This is a genomic window from Paenibacillus hunanensis (assembly GCF_034055775.1).
GTDB lineage: Bacteria > Bacillota > Bacilli > Paenibacillales > Paenibacillaceae > Saccharibacillus > Saccharibacillus hunanensis.
Genome location: NZ_CP139194.1, coordinates 2,560,718 through 2,584,751, shown reverse-complemented (window position 1 = coordinate 2,584,751; position 24,034 = coordinate 2,560,718). Strand labels below are relative to the sequence as shown.

The 24,034-nt window shown below is 45.7% G+C and carries 19 protein-coding genes; 2 read left to right on the top strand and 17 right to left on the bottom strand.

The annotated features are described in order from the left end of the window. Positions 1-65 precede the first annotated feature (65 nt). From SK066_RS10515 to SK066_RS10500, 4 genes are all read right to left on the bottom strand, one after another. Positions 66-860, bottom strand: coding sequence for an HAD family hydrolase (locus SK066_RS10515; protein ID WP_320544613.1), 795 nt, complete (start codon positions 858-860; stop codon positions 66-68). Between the two features lie 132 nt (positions 861-992). Beyond that, the gene (locus SK066_RS10510) at positions 993-1,514 is read right to left on the bottom strand and encodes a methyltransferase (RefSeq protein WP_320544612.1); all 522 of its coding nucleotides are present in this window, start codon (positions 1,512-1,514) and stop codon (positions 993-995) included. Positions 1,515-1,673: 159 nt separating this feature from the next. After that, the gene (locus SK066_RS10505) at positions 1,674-1,874 is read right to left on the bottom strand and encodes a DUF896 domain-containing protein (RefSeq protein WP_188777775.1); all 201 of its coding nucleotides are present in this window, start codon (positions 1,872-1,874) and stop codon (positions 1,674-1,676) included. A 252-nt stretch (positions 1,875-2,126) separates the two neighbouring features. Then, positions 2,127-2,744, bottom strand: a complete 618-nt coding sequence (locus SK066_RS10500) for a LysM peptidoglycan-binding domain-containing protein (protein WP_320544611.1) — start codon at positions 2,742-2,744, stop codon at positions 2,127-2,129. A 298-nt stretch (positions 2,745-3,042) separates the two neighbouring features. Between SK066_RS10500 and lexA the strand changes: the two genes are divergently transcribed. Beyond that, positions 3,043-3,669, top strand: coding sequence for a transcriptional repressor LexA (lexA, locus tag SK066_RS10495; protein WP_188777777.1), 627 nt, complete (start codon positions 3,043-3,045; stop codon positions 3,667-3,669). 660 nt (positions 3,670-4,329) lie between these two features. Here the strand turns inward: lexA and SK066_RS10490 are convergent. From SK066_RS10490 to SK066_RS10480, 3 genes are read right to left on the bottom strand one after another with little or no spacing between them, the layout of a single operon-like run. Then, positions 4,330-4,563, bottom strand: a complete 234-nt coding sequence (locus SK066_RS10490) for a hypothetical protein (protein WP_250345433.1) — start codon at positions 4,561-4,563, stop codon at positions 4,330-4,332. 24 nt (positions 4,564-4,587) lie between these two features. After that, positions 4,588-6,564, bottom strand: a complete 1,977-nt coding sequence (locus SK066_RS10485; RefSeq protein ID WP_320544610.1) for a glycoside hydrolase family 127 protein — start codon at positions 6,562-6,564, stop codon at positions 4,588-4,590. 35 nt (positions 6,565-6,599) lie between these two features. Continuing rightward, positions 6,600-7,991 (bottom strand): MFS transporter, encoded by a 1,392-nt coding sequence (locus SK066_RS10480; protein ID WP_320544609.1) that lies wholly within the window; start codon positions 7,989-7,991, stop codon positions 6,600-6,602. Between the two features lie 307 nt (positions 7,992-8,298). Between SK066_RS10480 and SK066_RS10475 the strand changes: the two genes are divergently transcribed. After that, on the top strand, positions 8,299-9,246 hold the full coding sequence (locus tag SK066_RS10475) for an AraC family transcriptional regulator (RefSeq protein ID WP_320544608.1): 948 nt from the start codon (positions 8,299-8,301) through the stop codon (positions 9,244-9,246). Positions 9,247-9,609: 363 nt separating this feature from the next. Here the strand turns inward: SK066_RS10475 and SK066_RS10470 are convergent, their stop codons facing one another. From SK066_RS10470 to SK066_RS10425, 10 genes are all read right to left on the bottom strand, one after another. Continuing rightward, a complete protein-coding gene (locus tag SK066_RS10470) occupies positions 9,610-11,691 on the bottom strand; it encodes a CBM35 domain-containing protein (RefSeq protein ID WP_320544607.1) in 2,082 nt (693 codons plus the stop codon). 352 nt (positions 11,692-12,043) lie between these two features. After that, complete coding sequence (gene glnA / locus SK066_RS10465) at positions 12,044-13,372, bottom strand: type I glutamate--ammonia ligase (protein ID WP_188777792.1); 1,329 nt, start codon at positions 13,370-13,372, stop codon at positions 12,044-12,046. A gap of 24 nt (positions 13,373-13,396) precedes the next feature. Continuing rightward, on the bottom strand, positions 13,397-13,810 hold the full coding sequence (locus SK066_RS10460) for a MerR family transcriptional regulator (RefSeq protein WP_188777794.1): 414 nt from the start codon (positions 13,808-13,810) through the stop codon (positions 13,397-13,399). Positions 13,811-15,017: 1,207 nt separating this feature from the next. Continuing rightward, positions 15,018-16,271, bottom strand: a complete 1,254-nt coding sequence (locus tag SK066_RS10455; protein WP_320544606.1) for a methionine gamma-lyase family protein — start codon at positions 16,269-16,271, stop codon at positions 15,018-15,020. Positions 16,272-16,740: 469 nt separating this feature from the next. Further along, positions 16,741-18,030 (bottom strand): GTPase HflX, encoded by a 1,290-nt coding sequence (gene hflX / locus SK066_RS10450; RefSeq protein ID WP_320544605.1) that lies wholly within the window; start codon positions 18,028-18,030, stop codon positions 16,741-16,743. A gap of 120 nt (positions 18,031-18,150) precedes the next feature. Further along, positions 18,151-18,699: a ribonuclease FAU-1 family protein gene (locus SK066_RS10445; protein ID WP_188777801.1), complete on the bottom strand. Its 549-nt coding sequence runs from the start codon at positions 18,697-18,699 to the stop codon at positions 18,151-18,153. Between the two features lie 121 nt (positions 18,700-18,820). Beyond that, positions 18,821-21,514: a PBP1A family penicillin-binding protein gene (locus SK066_RS10440; RefSeq protein WP_320544604.1), complete on the bottom strand. Its 2,694-nt coding sequence runs from the start codon at positions 21,512-21,514 to the stop codon at positions 18,821-18,823. A 211-nt stretch (positions 21,515-21,725) separates the two neighbouring features. Next, positions 21,726-21,965: an RNA chaperone Hfq gene (hfq, locus tag SK066_RS10435; protein WP_188777805.1), complete on the bottom strand. Its 240-nt coding sequence runs from the start codon at positions 21,963-21,965 to the stop codon at positions 21,726-21,728. 229 nt (positions 21,966-22,194) lie between these two features. After that, positions 22,195-23,199 (bottom strand): tRNA (adenosine(37)-N6)-dimethylallyltransferase MiaA, encoded by a 1,005-nt coding sequence (gene miaA / locus SK066_RS10430; RefSeq protein WP_320544603.1) that lies wholly within the window; start codon positions 23,197-23,199, stop codon positions 22,195-22,197. Further along, positions 23,196-23,969: a class I SAM-dependent methyltransferase gene (locus SK066_RS10425; protein ID WP_320544602.1), complete on the bottom strand. Its 774-nt coding sequence runs from the start codon at positions 23,967-23,969 to the stop codon at positions 23,196-23,198. The genes miaA and SK066_RS10425 overlap by 4 nt, the downstream gene beginning before the upstream one ends. Between the last annotated feature and the right edge of the window lie 65 nt (positions 23,970-24,034).

Sequence of the window (24,034 nt, the reverse complement as noted above, 5' to 3'; positions counted from 1 at the left end):
ACGTTGTATACAACGCTATGTCGAACGTACGGCTAGTACACGTTTAGTCAGCTTGACTGCTACTTTTAGACAACTTGCGCAGCAATTTCATGAATTTCGCTCAAATGCTTGATCTCATGATCTGGCTTAATCTCGCTATCGTTTGTTTTTCCATTACGATTCAGCCAGACTGAAGTGATGCCCGTAGCCAGCGCGCCCTTAATATCTGTAGTCAGCTTATCGCCAACCATCAAGGCTTGCTCTGGTTGCACATTCAGCAGCTCCAGCGCATGACGGAAAATCGATGGGTCTGGCTTTCCGCGACCAAATGCACCCGAGATGACGATCTGATCGAAGAAAGGTGCCAGCTCAGGCACACCATCCAGCTTTTCCTGTTGCAGTGCTGGACAACCATTCGTTAATAGCAGTAGCTTCACTTTACCCTTGAGCTCGCCAAGAATTTGTAAGGTTTCTTCATAGAAATGCGGGCGATTACGACGCTCACGAACAAACTGCTCTGCCAGCTCGTTGCCCAGCTCCTCATTGTTGATTCCTAGTGCACGTAGCCCTCTGTTCCAGGCTTCCTTGCGATAAACTGGCGCAATCTGCTCCAGCTTGCGGAATTCAGGCTGCTCTCCAGCCGTGAACTGTGCCCACAAGCCTTCAAATGGATTAATTCCGATCATCTGTGTAAAGGGGAACGTCTCATACGATTCATACAATGCGCGCGCTTCCTTGCGTACCGCCTTTTCCAGCTCGACAGCATCAATGCCTTCGCGGTTCGCTGCTGTCAGGCAGGTATAATGGAACGCTTCCTCAATACTTCTCTCATCCCACAGCAATGTATCATCCAGATCAAACAAAACGGCTTCAATACTCAAGTCCAAACCCTCCCGGTTATTGTTCAAGTATATTGGTGAAAAGGGCATGATCGCTAAAGAGAAGCTCATGCCCTTTTACAGCTATAACGTATATCATACTGCGCTACTCAACTAGCTAACGACAAGCGATCCTTACAGCTTATCTTCAACTGTGATATTGTGAGTTGCTGCAAATTTGCGCAGGTGTTCAGCCATTGCATCGGTATCATAACGGTTGAGTGTACGAGCGAACAGCCATGCACCGCCTTTTGTGCTATGCTCGATAACTACATAACCTTTTTGTAAACGAATCTTTTTCACATTAGCAGCTGTCAAAATACGATCACGATTAAACTTTGTTGTAATTAAGGAATCCTTGCCTACTTTTAGATATGGACGACGCAGGAACAAAATCACCCCAAGGAACACATACAACAGTACCGTTACGACAAACAGGATAACGCTTGTCGATGCAGCCGGATACATAATCCCCATGGTACCGTATACAAGACCGAGCAGTACAAGTGTTGCCGGGAACACAATGTTGCGTCCTTTGTACACCATGAATTCAGAGCTGGCTTTTGTTGTGCCCAGACGATCTTGACCTGCCTTTTTACGGCGATCATTTAACTGCTTCGTATTGCGCTTGACTTGCCTTTCCCAGGAACGGGACATCGCTTTTCCCCCTATAATCTGTAATGTAAGTCTGTTATAACAAAACAGGATGCCGTGTCCTGATCGTTGATCAGTAGCGACATCCCTGTATGGTTATTGCGTCGATGATCATCAGATGAGACTGTACATAACAAAAAGCTGTGAATACAGCACAGCTATTTATGCGTTGCCTTTTTGTTCGTTCTCAGCGTCCTCGACCCATTCGATCGTTTCGAGCTGCTGACGGAAATTGCGGCGGATATTGCCCAGGTAAACCTGGCGTAGCTCGTCGCGCTCTACTACTTCTTCCGCAGTAAGTCCAACTTCCTTTTTCTTGCGTGCTAATTCATTAATTCTTGCAATGATTACGTCGATGTCCATAACTACCCTCCCAAATCTATCTTTTCTAACTTTGACATGTAAAAAAAAGCTTGTCAAGGCTATTCGCACCTGACAAGCAAACGATAGAACAATATATAAATCCGGAGGAGATCCGGTTAGATCATAACGATAATAAAATAACAAAATACAACGATAGATGTTTATGAGATATTGTATAGTCCAATCCATCATCATGAACTTTTGTATAGGTTAGCGACCTGCCACATATGAAACGCCATATTTATAAAAGATTCAGTTATGTGGAATAACGAGCACATCGCCACTGCGAATATCGCTAGTATTCAGATTGTTCTCATCTCGTATTTCGGCAATATAATCACGAATGTCTGTATCCGGTGCTTTGTATTGAGAAGCGATCGCCCAGAGACTATCTCCTTCAGTCACGATCACATGCTGCTTCATTGCAGGGGATTCATCCGCAGTAACAAAATGCTGAAATCCTCCATATAACAGTACACCTGCAAACAAGATACTTACCATTAAGCGACCTGTAGAGTTCCATCCGGATTTGCGCTTCTTGGATGGACGTGCCGACTTCTTACTCTTGCCCATCGTTTTGCGAGCTGTCATCTGGATCAGATCCAGTGTCTTGCGACGGAAAGAGCGTCCAGCGCGTTTAGCTAATGGCTTGTGACGTCCTGTGCCTGCTGTATCTCCATCCACGTATACCCATTCGCTCACCGAAGGCTCACTGGATGTTGCCTTCTTCGTCGATGCTTGCATCTTGGATGCAGATAATGGTGTAGATCCAGTCGATGTATGAGTAGATGTGCTTGCTACCGACGAAGCAGCGTCATCCTGAGTTGAGTTCGTGTCGTGGATACTTTTGTATGTAGTATATTTAAGCATGTGCTTCACACTCCAAACGTTTGTTCTTGTTTTCCTGAAAAGAATATAGCACGAACATATGTTTTGATCAATAGGTTTTTCGAACTTTTGTTCGCTTTTTTTCAGGAGTGTTTTAGAGTGCATTGGAGAAGGCTGATTGTATATAGAAAATCGTGAATCCAACTTTATAGAAGTGCTACGCGATACATGCTACTTTGTTCGCTGTAAATTCTAACTTACTTTTAGAACTTATGTTTGTACGAACGGAAGTTCTATGTTATAATTTTGCCAAACGTTACAGTATTGGGGTTGATACAGTATGTCCAAGATTTCTAACCGCCAGCAGGCGATTCTGGAATTTATCCGGAATGAAGTAAAATTGAAAGGCTATCCGCCATCCGTTCGTGAGATCGGTGAAGCTGTTGGCCTCGCTTCCAGCTCGACGGTTCACGGACACCTGGACCGCCTTGAGAAAAAAGGATTGATTCGCCGTGACCCTACGAAGCCGCGCGCTATTGAGCTGCTCGGTCAAGAGGAATCGGAAAACAATCTGATGTTTGCACAGACAGTATCCCGCGTACCGATCATCGGTAAGGTTACTGCTGGTGTACCGATCACTGCTACTGAGCATATTGAGGACTACTTCCCATTGCCACAGCAGTTTACCGGTGACAATCAAGTGTTTATGCTCTCCGTTGTCGGTGACAGTATGGTTGAAGCAGGCATTCACAATGGCGACTTCGTTATCGTTCGTCAGCAACAGACAGCCAACAATGGCGATATCGTTGTAGCGATGACTGAGGACGACGAAGCTACTGTGAAAACGTTCTATAAGGAAAAGGATCATATCCGCTTGCAGCCAGAGAATCCACGTTATGAGCCATTGCGCCTTACTCGTGTAACGATTCTCGGTAAAGTAGTTGGTCTGTTCCGTAATCTGCACTAAGGGCTTGCTGATGATGAGCCTGGTCATAGTCCATTAAAAAAGACTCTCGCATAATGTGAGAGTCTTTTTTAATGGACTATTCATTTTTAAAAATGGTAAAACTTCTGTAATACGACTTTACTCATATGTAGACTAGCCAGCTGATACACATCAGATTGCTTAGCCATTTGAAACGCTAATATTACATAAACAGACATTCACATGACTAAGCTTCATTAAAATCATACCTTGAAGTATAGATAAGTATGCCTCCTACTACGAGTAGGAACAATGGTATAATGAACCAAATGATTCCGATATCAAATAATTGATATTGAAAAGCTCCACCGTTGATCTGTGAAGAGTACGCTGCTCCTCTTAGACCAGCAAGTATGAATCCGGTACAAAGTATAATAGTCGCACATACAATAGATGTACAACCTAACAGCAATTTTATCATTTTACCACCTCCACAATAATCTCCTGTCTTATTATACAGACAGGAGATTATTGTCGCATCTTTTGGAAGTATACGGAAAATATTTTAGTAATATAGCTGTTATTGTGAGTATTTTATATCATTTTTCACATTTTTATTCTTTGTTTTATTGATATTATTTGCAATTTGCTGTGCATGTGCGTACTCTATGATTTTGTTGGCTAACCGTTTCGTAATCATGTTTAGAACAGCTTCGTTTCCAGTACCTTTGCCATCAATTCCTTAAAATCCTTACTATCCGCCTTCTCTGCTAACCGCTCCTCCATTGCATTAAACTTTTCTGCCAGAAAATACGCATTTAAATATAGCACCAGATGATCCTTAGCAATCGCTTCAAGATGTTCCTTATTGGAGGTATAGCCTGCGATCACACTATGAGCAAAAGCTTCGGGATTGATGTTGACTTTATTTTTCATCCTTCATTCTCCTTTGCTACCGCCTTATGCTTTATTTAGCCAGACCTGCATTTCTCCAGGTGTGCGATTGGCCCAGCTATAATATGGAATCAGCTTTAAGGTATGCGGTGCATACGTTGGCTCTGCTACAGAGCTGTACAGCAACTGTTCCCATTCTGTCCCTACCTGCTGACGCTCTGCCTGCCATTCGATCGTTCCGACACCACCTAACAACTCTGGATCAAATCGATAGGTCGCCTGCTGATTACTATGAACTCGAATCAGATGCAGATTGGCTCCATTGTCCTCTTGCTCTGCGCAATAAATAAGTGGTCCTCGTCCAATCGCCAGCTTGCCCCAATCGCTTCGTACTAGTGGATGCGCGCTATATTGCCTGATCTCCATCGGCAGGGTCAGCTTGAGCTGATCACCCCTTTGCCACGTACGATTCAAGCTAACAAAACCATCCTCTATATTCAAAGACACCGACTCACCATTCACAGTTAGCACAGGCTTGCCTGACCAATAAGGAATGCGTAACGCTAATGTGAAATTGATCGGCTGATCAGTATGCACTTGAAACGCTACATTTCCTTCCCATGGCAACTCACTCGTCTGCTCAAGCTGAATAGTCTGATCGTCTAGCTTGAGTTCTGCTGTACCGGTCACATACAGATTCGTATACACTGCACGCTGCTGCGGATGGATGGTGTACACATATTGATGCAACGAAGTGAGTAGCCGTGCCAGATTCGGTGGACAGCATGCACAACCGAACCAAGCAGGACGTGTAACCTTTACATGGCTTTTTCCCGGATCATGCAGGCTGCTATCCGGGCGCACCTCCAGTGGATTCACGTAAAAGAAGTGCTTGCCATCCAGCGCCATTCCACCAATAGCCGTATTATACAGCGCTCGCTCCAGCACATCTGCATATTGTGATTTTGCTTCATTTTTCAGCATATTAAAGGCAAAAAAGATAAGTCCGATCGAAGCGCAGGTTTCGCAGTACATCGTATCGTTGGGAAGATCATAATCGGTGGTGAATGCTTCTCCATCCACAGTCGAGCCAATGCCGCCTGTAATATACATTCGTTTACTCACCATATTACTCCACAGTCGACGACACGCTTCTAACATCTTCCTATCATTAGCCAGGTAGGCTGCATCTGCCATCCCTGCACACAGATAGACAAGACGAACCGCATGTCCTTCGGCAGTCTCCTGCTCCAATACAGGCTGATGTGCCTGATAATATTTTAATTGTCGATGGCTCATGCCCTCGATCACAGCGGTAGTCCCTTTATCCTCGGCACGCTGTCTTGCGAAAAAAGTCGGATCTGTACCACGTTCATATAGAAAATAGAGACTCAAATCCAAATAACGCTGCTCTCCTGTCAGTGTATACAGCTTGGTCAAAGCAAGCTCAATTTCCTCATGCCCGTCGTAGCCTTGAATTTTGCCAGCTTCTTTTCCAAAATGAGCATCAATACAATCTGCAAGTCGGCAGGCAATCGTGCGTGCCTTCTCATTACCCGTTGCTTCGTAATAAGCGATAGCTGCTTCAATAAAATGACCTGCACAGTACAGCTCATGACTTTCTGCTAGCTTTTTGAAGCGACGCTCTGGTTCTTCGATAGAAAAGTACGTATTGATATAGCCATCCTGCTCCTGTGCCAGCCCGATCAAATCAATTACACCGTCAGCTAGCTCCTGTAATTGTGCATCAGGATGAATCGATAGCGAGTAGGCTACCGCCTCCAGCCACTTGTACACATCACTGTCCTGAAATACCCAGCCATAGTGGTGACCTTCCTTCAAGCCAGCAGCAATTTTAAAATTTTCGATTGCATGGCTTTTCTCAGAGGGAATATTGTCGTCATTGCGCTCCTTTTCAATCACAATATCGGCGTTGTCATTCAGTACGTCCCATTGATAGGGAATCATCTCTGTACGTACAAGCTCGCGATAGTGAGACCAGAATGAATCAGTAATATGGGATGATTGAAGCTGAAATGGCATAAGAATGACTCCTCCTCATAAATAAGTAAATAGATTTATACTTCAGCATTCGCTTCCTTTTGCAGCAACTGCTTGCGAATATAACCTTCCTTCTTCTCAAACCGGCGATAAAATAACATCGGAATAATGCCCAGTAAAAATATGATGGCAGGTAGCCAGATAAATACCAGTCGGATGCCATCAATCGATTGTGCACTTTGCACTGCATTCGGTACATATCCAAATGCCGCCATAAATTGCGTTGGAATGAACCCACCTAGACCGGAGCCTGCTTTAATACAAAATGCACTGCCGATTGCCGTTAGCATGCCACTTGCTCGTAAGCCAGATTTCCATTCGCCGTAATCAACCGTATCGGACAGCATCGCAAATGGCATTGAGCAGGCAATACCAGAGCCGATACAGCCGATGCTCCAGCCTACGATCAATAGGGGCATATGCATACCTGCACTGAACAAAATGAACTGACCGATCGCTGCCAGTACAAATCCAAGAATCATCGTCAGCTGCTTGCTTGTATATTTGACAATCCAAGGAATCGACATCATACCGAGCACCTGGATAATCGAAATCCCATTAATGAGCGGAACGAGATCCTTTTTTCCTAGATCATATTCAAAATAATAGACCAGTGTTGAGGTACGAATGGTGAGTGCGATCCAGAACAGCAAATTAGCTATGACAAGTAAGAGCCAGGGCCAATTGCCTGCGATCGCTTTCATACTATGGCGAAGTGGAATAGTTTTAATCTTTTCGATATTGATCTCTTTGAGATCCGCAAATGCGATCAGGAACATCGCGATGGAAAGGATACCAAACAAGCACAATGTCCAGAAAAAGCCTCGCTGATCGTTACCTCCACCAAGCAGAGCGACGAGCGGCAGCGTGAATGTAACTGCCACAAAGTTACCAATATTCCCACCTACCATACGGAAGGAGTTCAACACAACCCGTTCATTCGTGTTACGACTCAGGTTGGGCAGAATCGAGGTGATTGGTGTGGAAATACCGGTGTAGGCGATTCCCGCCAGAATGTAGGTCACACTCGCGTATACAATTTTCCACGTTCCATCCAGATTCGGTGTAGTAAAGGTTAGTACCATAAATGCGGCAAACGGTACACATAGCCATAAAAAGTAAGGACGACTCTGTCCATATTTGGACTTGGTATGATCGACGATGATCCCCCACATCGGGGCATCCACTGCATCGATCAATCTTGTCACGAGCAATAATGTACCTGCTGCAGCTACCGATAGCCCGAACACATCCGTATAAAAGTAGAGTAAGTAAGCACCGATGATGCTATATAACAGGTTGCCACCCGTATCTGTAAGCGCATAACTAATTCTGCGATGAAATGGCACCTTGTCTGTCTGTAAAGATGGATGTTGCTGGGGTGAAGAAGACGATGATGAATGCTCCATAGTTATAACCTCCAATCTATAAATAAGCAGTTAGCGAAAACGAATCCATCTGATCGGCAATAGGGGTGCACCGTGCCGTTACATTTATCGTAAGCGCTTTCTGAAGTGGAATAAACTTAAGTTTTCGTAGTTTAAGTGTATATTTCCGATCTTTACCAATTATTTTAATGACTTAAATCCATTTAAATTCATGTTATAATACGTGTGAATAGCGTGTTTAGTTATGTATTTGCTAATCAAAGGTGTACAAAAACGACTTTTCGTAGTGAAAACTGATATTACAGCAGAGAGTGACGGTGATTGACGGATGAAGCCGGTAACGAGAATCAATATTGAGCGTCCGCTCGCGTATTACAAATGCGGTCAATTTGTAGGAAATCAGGGCTGGAAGCATAAGCCGATGAAGCTGGAAAAGGATTACGAGCTAATCATCGGACTCAAGGAGACGGTCTATCTACAGGTTGGCAACGAGCACTATGAGATCAAGCATGGCGATATTATGCTGATCGCTCCTGGAGTAAAGTACGTAGGCTATGCTCCCTCCAACGACGAGGTTAGCTTTTTCTGGCTACATTTCATTCCTCGTCAGGATGTGATTATCGATTCTAACGATACCTTTATGAGTCTGCTGCTTGCCAGTGCTGAGCTACAACAGCGAAAAGAGCTAGGTGCCTACGTCTGCCTGCCATCCTTTTTCTCAATGCCTTATTTGGATAAACCCGTCGTGCTGATGAAGCAAATTCTCGATATCTCCCACACGTCGTATTACAGCACCTATGCTGTCGACTACCTCGTAACCGAGCTCATGCTCGAATTAACCGATAAATATATACAGCAGCTTCTCCAGCAACAATGGCTTAATAAGGAGCATAACCAGAAGTTTATGCAGATCGTGGAGTGGATTAGAGTGAATATCTATCATGATCTGACTGTGCAAAAGATTGCAGATACGTTTTGCTTTAACGCTGACCATTTGACCCGCTTATTTAAAAAGAATCTGGGCATGAGTACGATTCGTTATATTAACACGCTCAAATTAAGCCTCGTGAAAGAAAGATTATGTACGACCAATCAGTCGATCAAGGAGATCGCGTATGAACTTCATTTTCGGGATGAAAAGTATTTGATGAAGCTATTTAAAAGCTATATTGGCATGACACCGACCCAGTTTCGAGACACATATACCAATACGTATTTGAATAGTATGACTGTAGATCCAGATATTCCATTGCCTGAGCATTTGCAGGAGCCGTAAAGCGCATGTACTGTTAGGCTATGTAATACAATGGGTGCTTTGCTGGTGTAGTTAGTTTAATTTTTAGTGCAGTTTGGTTCTATAATATAGATCAGTTTGATTTTATAGTGTAATTGAGTGTGGTTGGTTAGATTATACGTAACCTAGCTATTAGGCAAAAATGGTAAACAAATAGCCCGAAGCATCACGTTCTGTTGACGTGCACTTCGGGCTATTTTTCATAGACTTATCCTCACCAGGCTGAAAATCAGGCAATTATACAGCATAAAGCAATCTTAGAATCGTGCTTATAGATCATACTGCATTTATAATGCATGTATAAACTCATCGATTTGATTCATCTTACAACTCTACTTCTCCTGATCAATAGACCTCAATATAATCCAGCTCCGCATAACCGTTCCCTTTGCCTAATACGATGGTATTATCGCCCTGCTTTAGATTAACCGATACAGTCACAATCTGGCGGGTACCAAAGTTCGGCACATTCGCTGTCCATCCCCCAGTTGTAGGATACGACACTGCATCTTGAGCTTGACCGTTAATGGTCAATGTGTGTGTTGAGGTACTGTTTGTACCATTGGCATAACCAATATCCATTTTATACGTACCTGCTGCTGGTGCATTCACAGTGAACGTCACCGAGCTATTGCTATTATCGATGTTTCCAACGAATTGACCGTTAGAAGCATACGAACCATTCACAATACGAGCACCGCTCACCTGGGCATCTTCTGCTTCGACTCTTTGCTTGAAGCTTCCTAGCTGTTGTAGCTGGATATAGTCCAGCTCCGCATAGCCCGATCCAGCTTTGGTCAGACGAATCGTATTGCTGCCCTCTTTTAAAGCAATCTGTTGTTGAACGGCAGCACCATCTGCGGCATCAAGCCAGCCCCCTGTGGCTGAATAATTCAGCGTAGTTGCCTCTGTTCCATTGACACTTAGCGACTGCTGGGAGGTGCTTGAACCGCCGTTCGCATAGCCAACTGTCAGATTATAATTGCCAGCGGCTGGAGCATTCACTGTAAACTCCACATAGCTATCTGGATGATCGATCCGACCTACATAACTGCTACTGGAAGCATGATTGCTACTTAATACACTGGCACCCTGTACGTTTGCTTTCTCGGCTTCATAGCGAGTAATATCGCTTTGTGCACCCGGTGTAATGGTGACATGATAGCCCGATGATGACTTCATATCGGTAACTGGAATCGTAATCTGACCGTTTTGGATAGCTACATTGCCTGTAAATACGGTCGTTGGCTCACTCACCGGTGTATCTACTCCGTACCATGGGGTACTTTCCAGCTTCACACTTGCTGTACCAGAGAAGGTAGACAGTCCACCCAATCCTTTGATGACTACATTTTGATTACCTGAGCCACCACCAAATAGCACATCGATTTCCTTCTTATCATTACTTACACTTGCCGCTCCATCCAGATTACTGGAATTGCCTGGTGTAGTTAGCGCCATCTGACCATTCATATCGCCATACCATTTATACAGCCACCAGCCGCCATTTTTCTCACCGTTTGCTGTAATCAGATTACTCAGACGACCCGGACGGAACCAGAATGCAATCGTAGCTGTGTCCACGCCTGAACGCTCGAATTGAGCGATATATTGTGACAGATCTCCGGGCACCGCCTCTTCAGCTGGTGTGCTATACTCATTAATACTGATCGGCCTTGGACTGATGCCTAGCTCCTTTTCAATTGCCCGATAATCGGCCACATGATCAGTAATCGGCTTTGGACCATCCAGCTCGTGCCAGGATATGATGTCTGGCAGTGTATTCGTATCTCGAGCATTGGTTAAAAAGCTTTTGATAAAATTAGAATCGTATTTTGAAATACTTGGTCCAATCGTTTTGGTATTTGGATCAAGTGCATGAATGCGATTATACGTTTTAGTCCAACCGTCGTTAAATGGGCCAGCCTTATTGGTATTCCATGTCCAATCCGGCTCATTCCATAGCTCATAACCATAAATGTTATCTGCACCTGAATCCAGACGCGCCTGCACCATTTTATCTACTTTTCCATACCAGTCATCCCAGCTCACCCATTGGTACGGAAAATCGGGATAAATGTCAGGTAGCCGAATCGTCACCTCTGCACCATTACGTTTCGCAATAGGCGCCACTTTGAGCGCATCACCAATCGGCTTTGTTTCACCATTTGGAAGCTGCTGACCATCCGGTGCCATCTGGGTAAACATCTTCGGATGTGTTGGTGCGATCAGATCATCTGCTGGTCGTCCTTCCTCTGCCAATCCATACAACGAACCAGACGCCACATGGGTGACAGGTCGATATAGATTTGATACGTCCACTGTAAATGGGGCTGGCGTTGCTGCTGAAACTGGAGCGGGAACGAATAGAGCAGGTACCATACCAAGTAACAAAGCTCCACTTAATAAAACTGCCATTTTTTTCATCGTTCATCACCTTTCACGTTTGAGGAGTCATAGTAAGGAGGAAAGCAATTAAAGATAACGCTTTCAAAAGATGTTGGCCAACACCCTCAAGGCTTCCAGCGTACGTGCTTGATAACCTTGTACTCTTAGGTTATTGATTTTCCACAGGTGGGTAAACTCCAAAAATCGTAGGTTGGGTGCAGATTACCGACTTGTAACCCTATGGTTGTTCATTGTCTATCGTGACGATGGAAAGGCTAATTACATGCATTGATCGTACTGATGAATGGCTAGCACTGACATTTTAAATCATAAAAAGCCCGAGCAGAACTGCATCAGCAGTCTTACTCGGGCTCTATTTATACACTCAAAATTAATACAGCGTCATGTACTGATCTCTTTCCCATTGGTGTACCTGAGTACGGTACATGTCCCATTCAATCTCTTTCAGCTCATAAAAGTGTGCAGTTGCATGCTCACCAAGTGCAGTGATCATAATATCGTCGCGCAGCAACTCGTGCAGAGCTTCTTTCAGATCGCCTGGAAGACTTGGGATACCTTCATCGATACGCTCATCTTCAGTCATTATGTAGATGTTGCGGTCGATCGGTTTTGGCAGGTTCAGTTGACGATCAATACCGTCCAGACCTGCTCTCAGCATAACAGCCAGTGCCAGGTAAGGGTTCGCTGTTGGGTCAGGGTTACGCAGCTCAATACGTGTGCTCAGTCCACGGGAAGCCGGAATACGTACCATCGGGCTACGATTACTTGCAGACCATGCTACGTATACAGGTGCTTCATAGCCTGGAACCAGACGCTTGTAGGAGTTTACGGTAGGATTCGTTACAGCTGCCATCGAACGTGCATGCTTCAGAATACCTGCCATATAATGACGTGCAATTTCGCTCAAGCCAATGTCATCGCTCTCATCGTAGAACGCATTCGTGCCTTCTCTGAACAACGATTGGTGACAGTGCATACCAGAACCGTTCATACCAAACAGCGGCTTCGGCATAAATGTGGCATGCAGACCATGCTGACGAGCAATCGTGCGTACCACGAGCTTGAACGTCTGGATCTGATCTGCTGCTTGCAGAGCGTTAGCATATTTAAAGTCGATCTCATGCTGGCCTGGTGCTACCTCGTGGTGAGACGCTTCGATCTCAAAGCCCATTTCTTCCAGCGTAATAACGATATCACGGCGGCAGTTCTCACCCAGATCGGTTGGAGCTAGATCGAAGTATCCACCTTGATCGTTCAGTTCTTCAGTTGGGTTACCATTAGCATCGGTACGGAACAGGAAAAATTCCGGTTCTGGTCCGACCATCATTTCAGTAAAGCCCATTGCTTCAGCTTCTTTCAGGTTACGCTTCAAAATGCCGCGTGGATCGCCAGCAAATGGCGTACCATCCGGCATGTACACATCACAAATCAGACGTGCCACGCGAATGTCCGTTACCCATGGGAAAATAACCCATGTGTCCAGATCTGGATACAGGTACATATCAGATTCCTCGATACGTACATAGCCTTCGATGGAGGAACCATCGAACATCATTTTATTGTCCAGTGCTTTACCCAGCTGACTAACCGGGATTTCAACGTTTTTGATCGCACCGAGCAAATCGGTAAATTGCAGACGGATAAAACGTACATTTTCCTCTTCCGCAATTCGCAGAATATCTTCCTTCGTATAACTCACGCTACCCTCTCCTCTGTGGTCTGATTATTTTTTGTTGAAGAATCGGGATAACTCCCCTTGAATAAGAGACACCTGGCCTGGACGCTTGCCTGTAACCAGCTGCTGTTTAAGCATACGATGAAGTTGCGAATCTGACAATTCCCTGCGACGCTCTTCCGTGTCTGGTGTAATCACAGTCGCTTCCTCAGATTCCTTCGATACAGGGTTCATCACTTGCTTGATGCCAGCGATATTTACCCCTTTCTCGATAAGCGCCTTAATTTCCAATAAGCGCTCTACATCATTAAACGAAAACAAACGCTGATTGCCCGAAGTACGTGCCGGAACGATCAGATTGTGCTGCTCATAGTAACGAATCTGACGTGCAGATAGATCCGTAAGCTTCATCACGATTCCGATAGGGAATAGCGCCATATTTCTCCGAATTTCATCACCCATGTATTCATCAACCTTCCAATTAGCATTTTAGCATTCGATTCTCTTGCTACTATTGTACATATCCTGATATAAGGCGTCAATAACATGTTAACTTAACTCACAATAATTTTATATTGCGTTAACATGTGCTTAACAATGCCGGGGCTGAATTTTCATTTTAATTCCGCAAGCTCTCTTTTTCGCAGATTTATTATAACATTAGATGCCCTATAAATGCACGCTGGGACAGCGAATCTCTCTAATTATGTTACAACGCTTCTGAAAGATTGCAAGGTTTGTTATGAAGGTATCATCCATTGGGTAATCCGTTTTCTTATACATATCAAATAATCGATTTATAAATCCAATTTTGTTGCAATTGTGTCTATCGATGTCACATCGCTTGCATTATTGTATTAAACGTAACAGAGCTAGCATTGGTTTCGTCGTTACAGTTTACATGAATGCGTAACGAACACTCGCAATGACTGTTTATCTATGTGAGAATTGCATGAGTTGTCGGCGAGAGGACAAATTACAGATTTCCTCTAACGGCTAACTTGGATCATTCATCTATCATCATGATAATAAACTGAACATGCTTGCTGCATTGATCATTTAACTTGATCCGCCTGTACTTGACATGTTCTGTTGGTGAGCAATAACAGCGCCTAGAATAGATACATGAAGGCTTTTTAAAAGAATATATAGTAGAATATGACTCACTTTTCACATGATAAATGTATCCTGAAATTCACTTATAGACACAATCAATAAACTTATATCGAATACCTATAAGCGAGCTGGAATCCTACATGATTTACCCTTATTAACAATTAGTCAGACATATAGCAAAACAATCGAATAGCGATTCTATAAACAATGCCAAAGTATATATTTAACTTTAAATATAATTTTTGATCATTCGATTAAATTCCGTGATTACAGTATATGCAGGAATCATTGCCACAGAAGCTGAGCGTGTAATTAGCTATATTAGCGTATGCAGTCATATCAATATCCGGAAAACAATTCCTCTGTTATCCGGATATTGTACTTTATTGTATGGACTGCCTGACGGATTATGATTCCGACACTTGCTACTCTATTCCGTATGCGCATGACTAGATGTTCTGCATGAGCATGACCTGATTAGTTTAAAGATTTGTTTATAATAATCATCACTTAGCAGAAACATGACTCTAGTAGTATACGTCTACCCTTTACCTTATAGCAGATTACGCTCTAGCATCGTCTGCAAAGCCATCAATACTCCCAGCTTCACATGAGAATACGTAAGTCCGCCCTGCATATAGCCAATGTATGGCTCACGAATCGGTGCATCGGCAGATAGCTCCAGACTTCCACCCTGAATAAATGTACCTGCCGCCATAATAACCGGATGCTCGTAACCAGGCATATCCCACGGCTCTGGCACTACATGGCTATCTACAGCTGCGGCACGCTGAATCCCCTGTACAAAGGAAATGAGCTGCTGCTCCTGCTGGAAGGATACCGCTTGAATCAGATCGGTACGCGGCTCTGCCCAGCCCGGCTTGCTGTTGAAGCCTGCCAGCTCGAACATGGCAGCCGCATAAATACTCCCCTTCAGCGCTTGTCCGACAATCGTCGGCGCCATATATAAGCCCTGATAAATGCCGCGTGTCGTTCCCAGCATCGCCCCAACCTCGCCGCCAATGCCCGGTGCAGTTAAACGGTACGAAGCTAGCTCCACATAGCTGCGTTTACCACAAATATAGCCGCCTGTTTCCGCTATACCGCCACCTGGATTTTTGATCAAGGAGCCTGCCATCAGATCCACGCCGACCTGAGTCGGCTCCAGCGTTTCGGTGAATTCGCCATAACAGTTATCTACAAAAATAACAACATCCTTGTTATAGGAACGAATGCGCTGCACCATTGCTTCAATATCGGCAATTGTAAATGAAGAACGCCAATCATAGCCACGCGAGCGCTGAATACCAATCACGCGTGTATGCTCATTCATTAGACGCTCAACCTCCGGCCAGTCCACCTGTCCTTGCTCATTAAGGGCAGCTTCCTCATAACCAATACCAAAGTCGGCTAATGAGCCTTTACCATCGCCAGGCTTACCAATCACCTTATGCAAGGTGTCGTAAGGACGACCGGTAATGTACAATAGCTCGTCTCCAGGACGTAATACACCAAATAATGCCGTCGCAATCGTATGCGTACCGGAAGCAAAATGCGGACGCACGAGTGCAGCTTCGGCACCAAACACCTCTGCATACACATCCTCCAGCACTTCGCGTCCACGATCGTTGTACGCATAGCCAGTGGAGCCAGCAAAATGATAATCGCTCACTTTATGCTTTTGGAAGGCCTCGATCACCTTCCATTGATTTTTGTCTACAATTCCGTCCAGATTACGAACGGCTTTATCGATTAGCTCGTCTGCCTGCGCAGACCACGCTGTAATTCGTTCATCAAAAACAGGCATGCTTGTCTCTCCCCACAATGATAACCCGCCCCAAACAGCTCGGGCGGGCTCGTTTTATATGTCCGTTCCTGATTGATCACCATGGATCGGCTACATTTTCTAAACTGACGTTATAATGGCTCCCAGACGTAGATAAGCCTAATACGTCTAAGTTGCCATTACACAAAAAACAGGTCGATAACTCTCTTGATCGCGCTTCATATTTTACATGGTGCGATAGGTTAAGAAAAGCGTTATCACGAATTGTCGTAATTTTGTCACTTTGTGCGTTATATTTGATACGTTTTATGCCTGAACATGAACGTCAACATAACGTGTACGAATGTCCGCCTATATGATTTTCGAATAAAAGATATCCAGTTTATTTAACCACACTTTAAAAATGGCGTCGTTCTCTTCATCGTCCTGCTATATCATGCTGCTGAAGCTTAGTAGCTCCATACAGCGATAAGGAGCACGCTACTTCAACCTAGCTGCGCACTTCATACTCTTGCAGACGATAACCAAACTTCTCGTAATCCACCTTATTCAGCTCAACTTTAAAAATGGCGTCATTCTCTTCATAGTCCTGCTCGATCACACTGCTAAAGCTATATAGCTGGGCAATCAGATCACCACGATCTGCTGGAATACGATAGATGCGCTGACCGCCGCCAAGCTGCTCTTGAATAAGCTGCTTGATCTGCTCCAGATCTGACTCTGTGTAGGCGCTAACGCGCAGATGATGGCGATCCGATGGCAGCATCTCTAGCTGGGCAGGCGAGCACAGATCGATTTTGTTATACAGTACAATCTGATCCTTACTGCCAGCACCAAGCTCCTGCAAAATCTCATCCACCACTGCCATCTGCTCGTCACGACGTTCAGACGATGCATCTACAACATGCAGGATCAGATCCGCTTCATTCACTTCCTCCAGTGTGGCACGGAAGGCAGCGACCAGATCATGCGGCAGATTTTGAATAAAACCTACCGTATCGGTAAGCACAATTTCCTTACCACCCGGAAGCTCCAGTGTGCGCGAGGTCGGATCAAGGGTTGCGAATAGCTGATTTTGGATATATACATCCGCGTCAGTGAGCTGCTTGAGCAGGGTTGATTTACCAGCATTCGTATAGCCCACCAGTGCAACCTGCACAACGCCAGACTTCTTACGGCGTTCACGGTACAGGGTACGGTGACGCATCACCTCTTCTAGCTGTCTTTTCAGATCGGTAATCCGAGTGCGGATATGGCGGCGATCGGTTTCAAGCTTCGTTTCACCCGGTCCACGTGTACCGATACCACCACCGAGACGAGACAGGTTTTTCCCCTGTCCAGATAAACGTGGCAGCAAATAGCTGTACTGTGCTAGCTCTACCTGCAAAATACCCTCGCGCGTTTTGGCGCGCTGGGCGAAAATATCCAGAATCAGCTGCGTACGGTCGATAATTTTCGCATCCAGATGCTCCTCCAGATTACGTACCTGCGCGCCAGATAGCTCCTGATCGAAAATAACGGTGTTCGCTCCCAGTGCTTCCAGCAGGATGCGAAGCTCCTCCACCTTACCTTTACCGATAAACCAGCGTGTATCCGGTGTCTCACGGTTCTGTGTCATCTGCTCCAGCACTTCAACCCCAGCCGTCTCAGCAAGGCTAACCAGCTCTTGAATGGAGCCTTCAGTGTTGGTTCCATTGCGTTTGTCCATTTGTGTGATCAGACTGACCAGCACAGCTCGTGCCTGCTGCTCTGTCCCTGTATCATGTGTTACCTGTTTCATGGGCATTCTCCTTAGTAATCGAAGTTGTTCAGGGTTGTATCAGAAGAGTGATCGCCTCGTAAACAGGATGCTGCCTTTCCATCATAACGATGCTTTGTTTACCGCTACCTTTTCCTGTGCTTATGAATGATGCTCCCGACCAAACAAGCTGCGACGATGCTTGAGTGAAAGCGGAAACAGCGGAAAGGCATGCGCATCGATCTGCTTCAGCAGTCGGCGTGCCGTTGCATGCGCCAGTTGATAATCCTGCTGCGTAATGACACGACGACGCAATGCATCATCCAGCTCATCTTCATCCAGCAGAAAAATCTGTCCATCCTTCATCACGACGATGTCGAGATACAAATCGTCGAACCACGGCACTCCCTGATCCGTGATTCCCTGTGTTTTGCAAATATCAATATACCATTCGATAATCTCCTGCCGATCATCAAACATGGCTGTGACTACATAGTTCGCATTTTCGGGGTAATACTGCATCCATGAATACTCAGCAGCAGCAATGCAGAATCTTCGACCTCCGTAAATTTTGTACAGTGGCTCGCGTAGTCGGTTCATATGGTACAGTGTCACATATCCTGTAAAAATATTGTTGTTGACGTAGCGGCGAGTATAGCTGCGTTGAATGACACGCCGCCAGTTCGCTCGGTCTGCAAATTTACGTTTCATGGAAGCGTCCCTTTCCTACAAAGTAACTTCAGAATAGCATATTTACAGCACAGGCTCAAAAAAATCCTGCAAAAAAGCCTCCAATCGCGTGGATTGGAGGCTTTTGAAGATACAAGAAGGCTTATGGCGTAGATGGCGGTGCTGTCGTTGTACCATCTGGCGATGTGGTTGTACTATCTGTTCCATCAGATGAAGGGGCCGTTGTCCCCGGTGTTGTCGTACCCGGAGCTGCACCACCGCTATCTGTTTGTCCACCACTATCTGTACCCGTTTGTCCGCCATCCGTCGTTCCGGTTCCAGTATCGGTTGAACCGCTACCTGGACCAGGCGCTGGACCTCCATTACCATTGCCGTTACCCTGATTGCCATTTCCATTGCCTGGACCATTTCCAGAACCCGGGCCATTCTCTTCGCCTGTAGGCGGAGTGGAAGGCTCTCCTCCCGGTGGAACAACACCGTCTGGATTATCTGTTTGTTCAGGGCTTGCCTGTTCAATCGTAATTCGAGCGGTGTTGGAGGCATCTGATTGAGCGCCATCCGCCGTTACAGCAGTCACATAATATTCGTAGGTTGCACCTGGCGTTACCGCGGCATCTGTTGCAGAATTGCCAGATACTCCATTGGCAATCGCATTAAACTCAGTTGCCGTGCTTTCCTTACGATATACCGTGTAGCTAGTCGCGCCATCTACTGCTTTCCATGATAGAGCAACTGCCTGACTGTTCTGATCAAATGAAGCACTCAGCCCGGTTACAGCAGCTGGTGGTTGCTGTGGCTGCTCTTCCGGTGTTTCCTCTACCGGTGGTGGAGCGACCTCATCTGGAGCATCAAAGTTTTGCACCGGATAACCTTCCAGTGCAGGTCCCATTACAGCTGCAAACATCGCTGCGGCACGACCACTACCGTCTTTGAGCAGATGATTGCGATCTGGCTGGTCATAGCCCATCCAGATGGCTGCTGTCCATTCCTTCGTATATCCAGCAAACCAGATATCACGGTTGGCACTGCTACGCAAACCGGAAATGCCGTGCTGCGTCGTACCTGTTTTGCCGGCTACTGGACGATTGATTTGCGCCCGTTTACCTGTACCGTTTTGTACGACATTTTGCAGCATCTGAGTCATTTCGTCTGTGGCCTGCTTATTCAGCACTTGTGTTGATTTCATGTCATTTTTGTACACTTCGGCACCGGTGCTATCACTAATACTCTTGACCGCATACGCTGGCATGTACGTTCCACCATCGGCGAATACACGATAGGCTTGCGCCATCTCCAGGGTATTCGTACCTTTGCTCAGACCGCCCAGCGCAATCGCCAGGTTGCGATCATCCGCTGTCAGGTTGAAGCCTACAGACTTCGCATAGTTAATACCTGCATCAATCCCGATCTGATTCAGCAGCCATACCGCTGGAATATTGACGGAATCCTCAAGCGCTGCGGTCATCGAGATGGAGCTAGAATAGCCGCCATGCAAGTTGTTCGGACAATAGCTACCAAAACATTGCTTTTCATTGTTGAGCATTGAGTTGGAATTATAATTGCCACTTTGTAGTGCTGGTGCATAGGAGATGATCGGCTTGAACGCTGAACCTGGCTGACGATGACTTGTTACACGGCTAAAGTTACCTGCCTTGTAATCGCGTCCACCGAGCAGGGCGACAATGCCGCCTGTATCGTTGTTAACGATAACCATCGAACCCTGTACCTTCACATCATCCGAGCTCTTTTCAAACAATTCATCATTGTTGAATGCATCTTCAAGTGTCTTTTGCGCTTTGGCATCCATCGTCGTGTAGATATTGTATCCGCCACGGTTCAGATCATCCGCGCTCAGACCTGTCGCATCTTCTGCTTCCTGCATTGCATATTCGATAAAAGCATCATATTGAGATTCCTTTTTCGGTGGCTGATAATCATATACAACGCTCTCTGCTTCTTTCTCCTGCGCCGCTGTAATGTAGCCCTGCTGCTGCATAAGCTGTAGGACAACGGCACGTCGTTGCTGCGACAGATCCGGGTTACTTAACGGGCTATAACGCGAAGGTGCTTTTGGCAAGCCTGCTAGCGTAGCAATCTGCCACAGCTTCAGCTTGCTAAGATCACTCACGCCAAAGTAAGTCTCTGCGGCTTCCTTAATACCGTATGCGCCAGAGCCAAAGTAAATCCGATTCAAATACGTCGTAATAATCGCTTCTTTGGTCATTTTACGTTCAATCGCCAGAGCGATCGATACTTCGGTTGCTTTACGGAAGAAGGTCTTATCTGTATTCAAAAATACGTTTTTCGCAAGCTGCTGGGTAATCGTACTTCCGCCCTCAACCGCAGAGCGAGCGATCACGTCACGCACGGCAGCCCGTCCGATCGACCACAGGTCTACGCCCTGATGATCGAAAAACCGTCTGTCCTCTGTAGCGACAAACGCTTCGACAACTTCCTTCGGTATATCCTCGTATTTAACTGGATCACCTGTACGTACACTACGCTGCAAAATGAGCGTTCCGTTGCGATCATAGACCTTGGTTGGCTCGCTTACAGCGAGTTTGTTGATGTTTTCCTCATAGATCTTTTCTCCACTAACCATAATGAACAGGTAAGCGGCAAGCGCACAAAATATTCCCAGTGCAGTTACACCGAATAACGTCCAAAAGACTTTTTTACCCGTTATCCGCTTCTTTTTCTTTTTACCGCCATTGCCACCACCATTACCGCCGCCACCGGAGCCCGATGTACTGCTACGATTCGGACGCGCTGGACGCGTTGTTGTTGGACGACTTGGCTGGCTTCTGTCACTGCGGGATAGTTGCTGTCTTGGCATTGTTTATTCTGACTCCCTTTCGGTAAACCATGTAGTGCATTTCATTGCTAACATGCTGGACAGGTATTGGAAAGAAAAGAACAACCCTGAGAAGGGGTTGTCCAATTCTTTCTCTTCATTAAACGATATACAAAGCACAAAAGTTTCAATTCAAATGTACAACAAATCACATAGCAGATAAGTTGCACAGTATACCGCATCGCAATGCGGATCAGGTCTCGCTTTGATTATCCTGCATGAGGGATACGTTGCGTGACGGAGTAAACGTAGATACGGCATGCTTGTAAATCATTTGCTGACGACCATCGCTATCTACCATGATGGTGAAGTTATCAAATGCCTTAATTGTGCCACGAATCTGGAATCCATTTACGAGGTATACTGTCACTGGAATATTTTCCTTGCGCAATTGATTTAAAAAAGTATCCTGAATGTTAATAGATTTGTTCATTGACCGTACCCCCAAGTGATTATTAATTCAGCATTGGCTCAATGCTCAATTGGATAAAAAATGTGATACCTGTTGGTGCTGGATGCGATTTAGGTAGTGTGGATTTTATGCTTCGTAAAAATCCCTTTTTCATTTCACACCGTGTGAGCAGATCACTCACACTGGAGCAGTATGGATTTTATGCTTCGCAAAAATCCCTTTTTCATTTTACACCGTGTGAGCAGATCACTCACACTGGAGTTGTTGAAGTATATTCCCTATCGCGGTATAAAGTTCCTGCTACAATGTCATATACTTTATCGATGTGCTGTTCTTTATTTTCCACATCAGTCACATCCACCCAGTGAATATCATGCATATGGCGGAACCAGGATAGCTGTCGTTTGGCAAAGCGCCGCGTATCGCGCTTGAGCAAAACAACCGCTTCTTTCAGGCTTGTGCCACCAGTCAGATAGGTAGCAATCTCTTTGTAGCCCAGCCCCTGCATCGCCACCATTCCGGGGGTATATCCCTGATTCAGCAGATGCTGCACCTCATCCAGCAAGCCTTCATCCAGCATCTGATCAATCCGTGCTTCAATACGTTTATATAGCATTTCCCTATCCATTGTCAAACCGACGATACACAATTCATATGGCGAGGTGCGAGTCTGGCCCGCAAGCTGGTCAGACAGCTTTACTCCAGTCAAATGATGTACCTCCAGCGCGCGGATAATGCGTCGTTGATCATTCGGATGCAGTCGATTAGCCGTTTGCGGATCAACAGCAGCAAGGCGATCATGAAGCGCCTGTGCCCCATGCTGCTCTGCATATTCCGTCTGTTCACGGCGAAATTCCTCATCTGCTCCGCTCTCGCTAAATTGAAATTCATAGCTGACCGATTCCACATACAGTCCTGTACCACCAACGATAAATGGTAATTTACCGCGGCTACTAATATCCGGAATTAGCTCCCGACAGCGTTGCTGAAACTCGGCTACCGAGAACGCTTCGCTCGGATCGTAAATGTCGATCAGATGGTGGGGAATGCCTTGCATTTCTTCTGGCTTGATTTTAGCTGTACCGATATCCATACCACGGTACACCTGCATAGAATCACCAGAGATAATTTCTGCGCCAAATCGCTTGGCAATTTCAATACTTATTGCGGTTTTTCCGACCGCAGTCGGTCCGATCAATACAAGCAGCTTGGGCTTGTCTGTTGTGTGACCCGTTGGCCCAAACGGCGTATTCATGGGTAAATCACTCCATATTCTATTTTCGACTTTTTACGTCGGATTCGCTTGAATCCAAGACGTTCATATTCAGGACTGTCCCATTTCTCCTTGAGCAGCACCGCTTTTCGTGCAACACGTATGGCATGGGCAATCGCATCGGGATGAAGTGCATGATCATTCGCAAAGCCACGGAGTGGCGCAATAGCAGCCGACTCATGCACTGCCTCTCGAAACATCGGATCAAAATAGACGATATCCATACTTTTATCCGGCAATTGGCTTAGATACGATAGATGATTCTGATTGACTACTTCGATGCGCTTCATCGCTTCATCAAAAGGCAAAAGACCTGTTTTATGACTGCGAAGCCCTTCGGTTAACAGCATCGATAAGGGCAACGAGCTTTCGAGTGAAGTTACTGAGCCAGTAGGCCCAGTTGCCAGCGCAAATACGAGCGAATCAGCACCAAGGCCTGCGGTGCAGTCCAGTATCTGATCTCCTGGCTGGAGCATTGCTGTACTGACCATCACATCCTCCTCACCCTTGAGCAGACGCTTAGCACGGACAAATGCCATACTCGGATGGAAGAACATCGCTTTTTCACCAGGCTGCACGAGTCGTACTTCATTTTCAACCAGTACCATGACAGGCACATTGCCATTATCGCTTGCCAGTCGTGTCACCGATCGTCCTCTGCGCGGGACATAGCGTACAGCGAACTCCTCCGCCAGCTTTTGGGCACGCTCTAGCGTGGCTACCGAAGGCTCATCGCCTGTGGTTATTAACATAGCTTCATTCTCCATTCTTCTTGCGGTAACCAGTAGCAGTCTCACACATAAAAGTATAAGCGATC

Bases quoted from the DNA above. Each gene is read 5' to 3' on its own strand.
- SK066_RS10500 (WP_320544611.1), bottom strand. From the start codon at position 2,744: ATGCTTAAATATACTACATACAAAAGTATCCACGACACGAACTCAACT.
- SK066_RS10485 (WP_320544610.1), bottom strand. From the start codon at position 6,564: ATGCCATTTCAGCTTCAATCATCCCATATTACTGATTCATTCTGGTCT.
- SK066_RS10425 (WP_320544602.1), bottom strand. From the start codon at position 23,969: ATGTTAATAACCACAGGCGATGAGCCTTCGGTAGCCACGCTAGAGCGT.
- miaA (WP_320544603.1), bottom strand. From the start codon at position 23,199: ATGAATACGCCGTTTGGGCCAACGGGTCACACAACAGACAAGCCCAAG.
- SK066_RS10460 (WP_188777794.1), bottom strand. From the start codon at position 13,810: ATGGGTGATGAAATTCGGAGAAATATGGCGCTATTCCCTATCGGAATC.
- lexA (WP_188777777.1), top strand. From the start codon at position 3,043: ATGTCCAAGATTTCTAACCGCCAGCAGGCGATTCTGGAATTTATCCGG.
- hflX (WP_320544605.1), bottom strand. From the start codon at position 18,030: ATGAAACAGGTAACACATGATACAGGGACAGAGCAGCAGGCACGAGCT.
- SK066_RS10455 (WP_320544606.1), bottom strand. From the start codon at position 16,271: ATGCCTGTTTTTGATGAACGAATTACAGCGTGGTCTGCGCAGGCAGAC.
- SK066_RS10445 (WP_188777801.1), bottom strand. From the start codon at position 18,699: ATGAAACGTAAATTTGCAGACCGAGCGAACTGGCGGCGTGTCATTCAA.
- SK066_RS10505 (WP_188777775.1), bottom strand. From the start codon at position 1,874: ATGGACATCGACGTAATCATTGCAAGAATTAATGAATTAGCACGCAAG.
- SK066_RS10490 (WP_250345433.1), bottom strand. From the start codon at position 4,563: ATGAAAAATAAAGTCAACATCAATCCCGAAGCTTTTGCTCATAGTGTG.
- SK066_RS10475 (WP_320544608.1), top strand. From the start codon at position 8,299: ATGAAGCCGGTAACGAGAATCAATATTGAGCGTCCGCTCGCGTATTAC.
- SK066_RS10440 (WP_320544604.1), bottom strand. From the start codon at position 21,514: ATGCCAAGACAGCAACTATCCCGCAGTGACAGAAGCCAGCCAAGTCGT.
- SK066_RS10510 (WP_320544612.1), bottom strand. From the start codon at position 1,514: ATGTCCCGTTCCTGGGAAAGGCAAGTCAAGCGCAATACGAAGCAGTTA.
- SK066_RS10470 (WP_320544607.1), bottom strand. From the start codon at position 11,691: ATGAAAAAAATGGCAGTTTTATTAAGTGGAGCTTTGTTACTTGGTATG.
- SK066_RS10480 (WP_320544609.1), bottom strand. From the start codon at position 7,991: ATGGAGCATTCATCATCGTCTTCTTCACCCCAGCAACATCCATCTTTA.
- hfq (WP_188777805.1), bottom strand. From the start codon at position 21,965: ATGAACAAATCTATTAACATTCAGGATACTTTTTTAAATCAATTGCGC.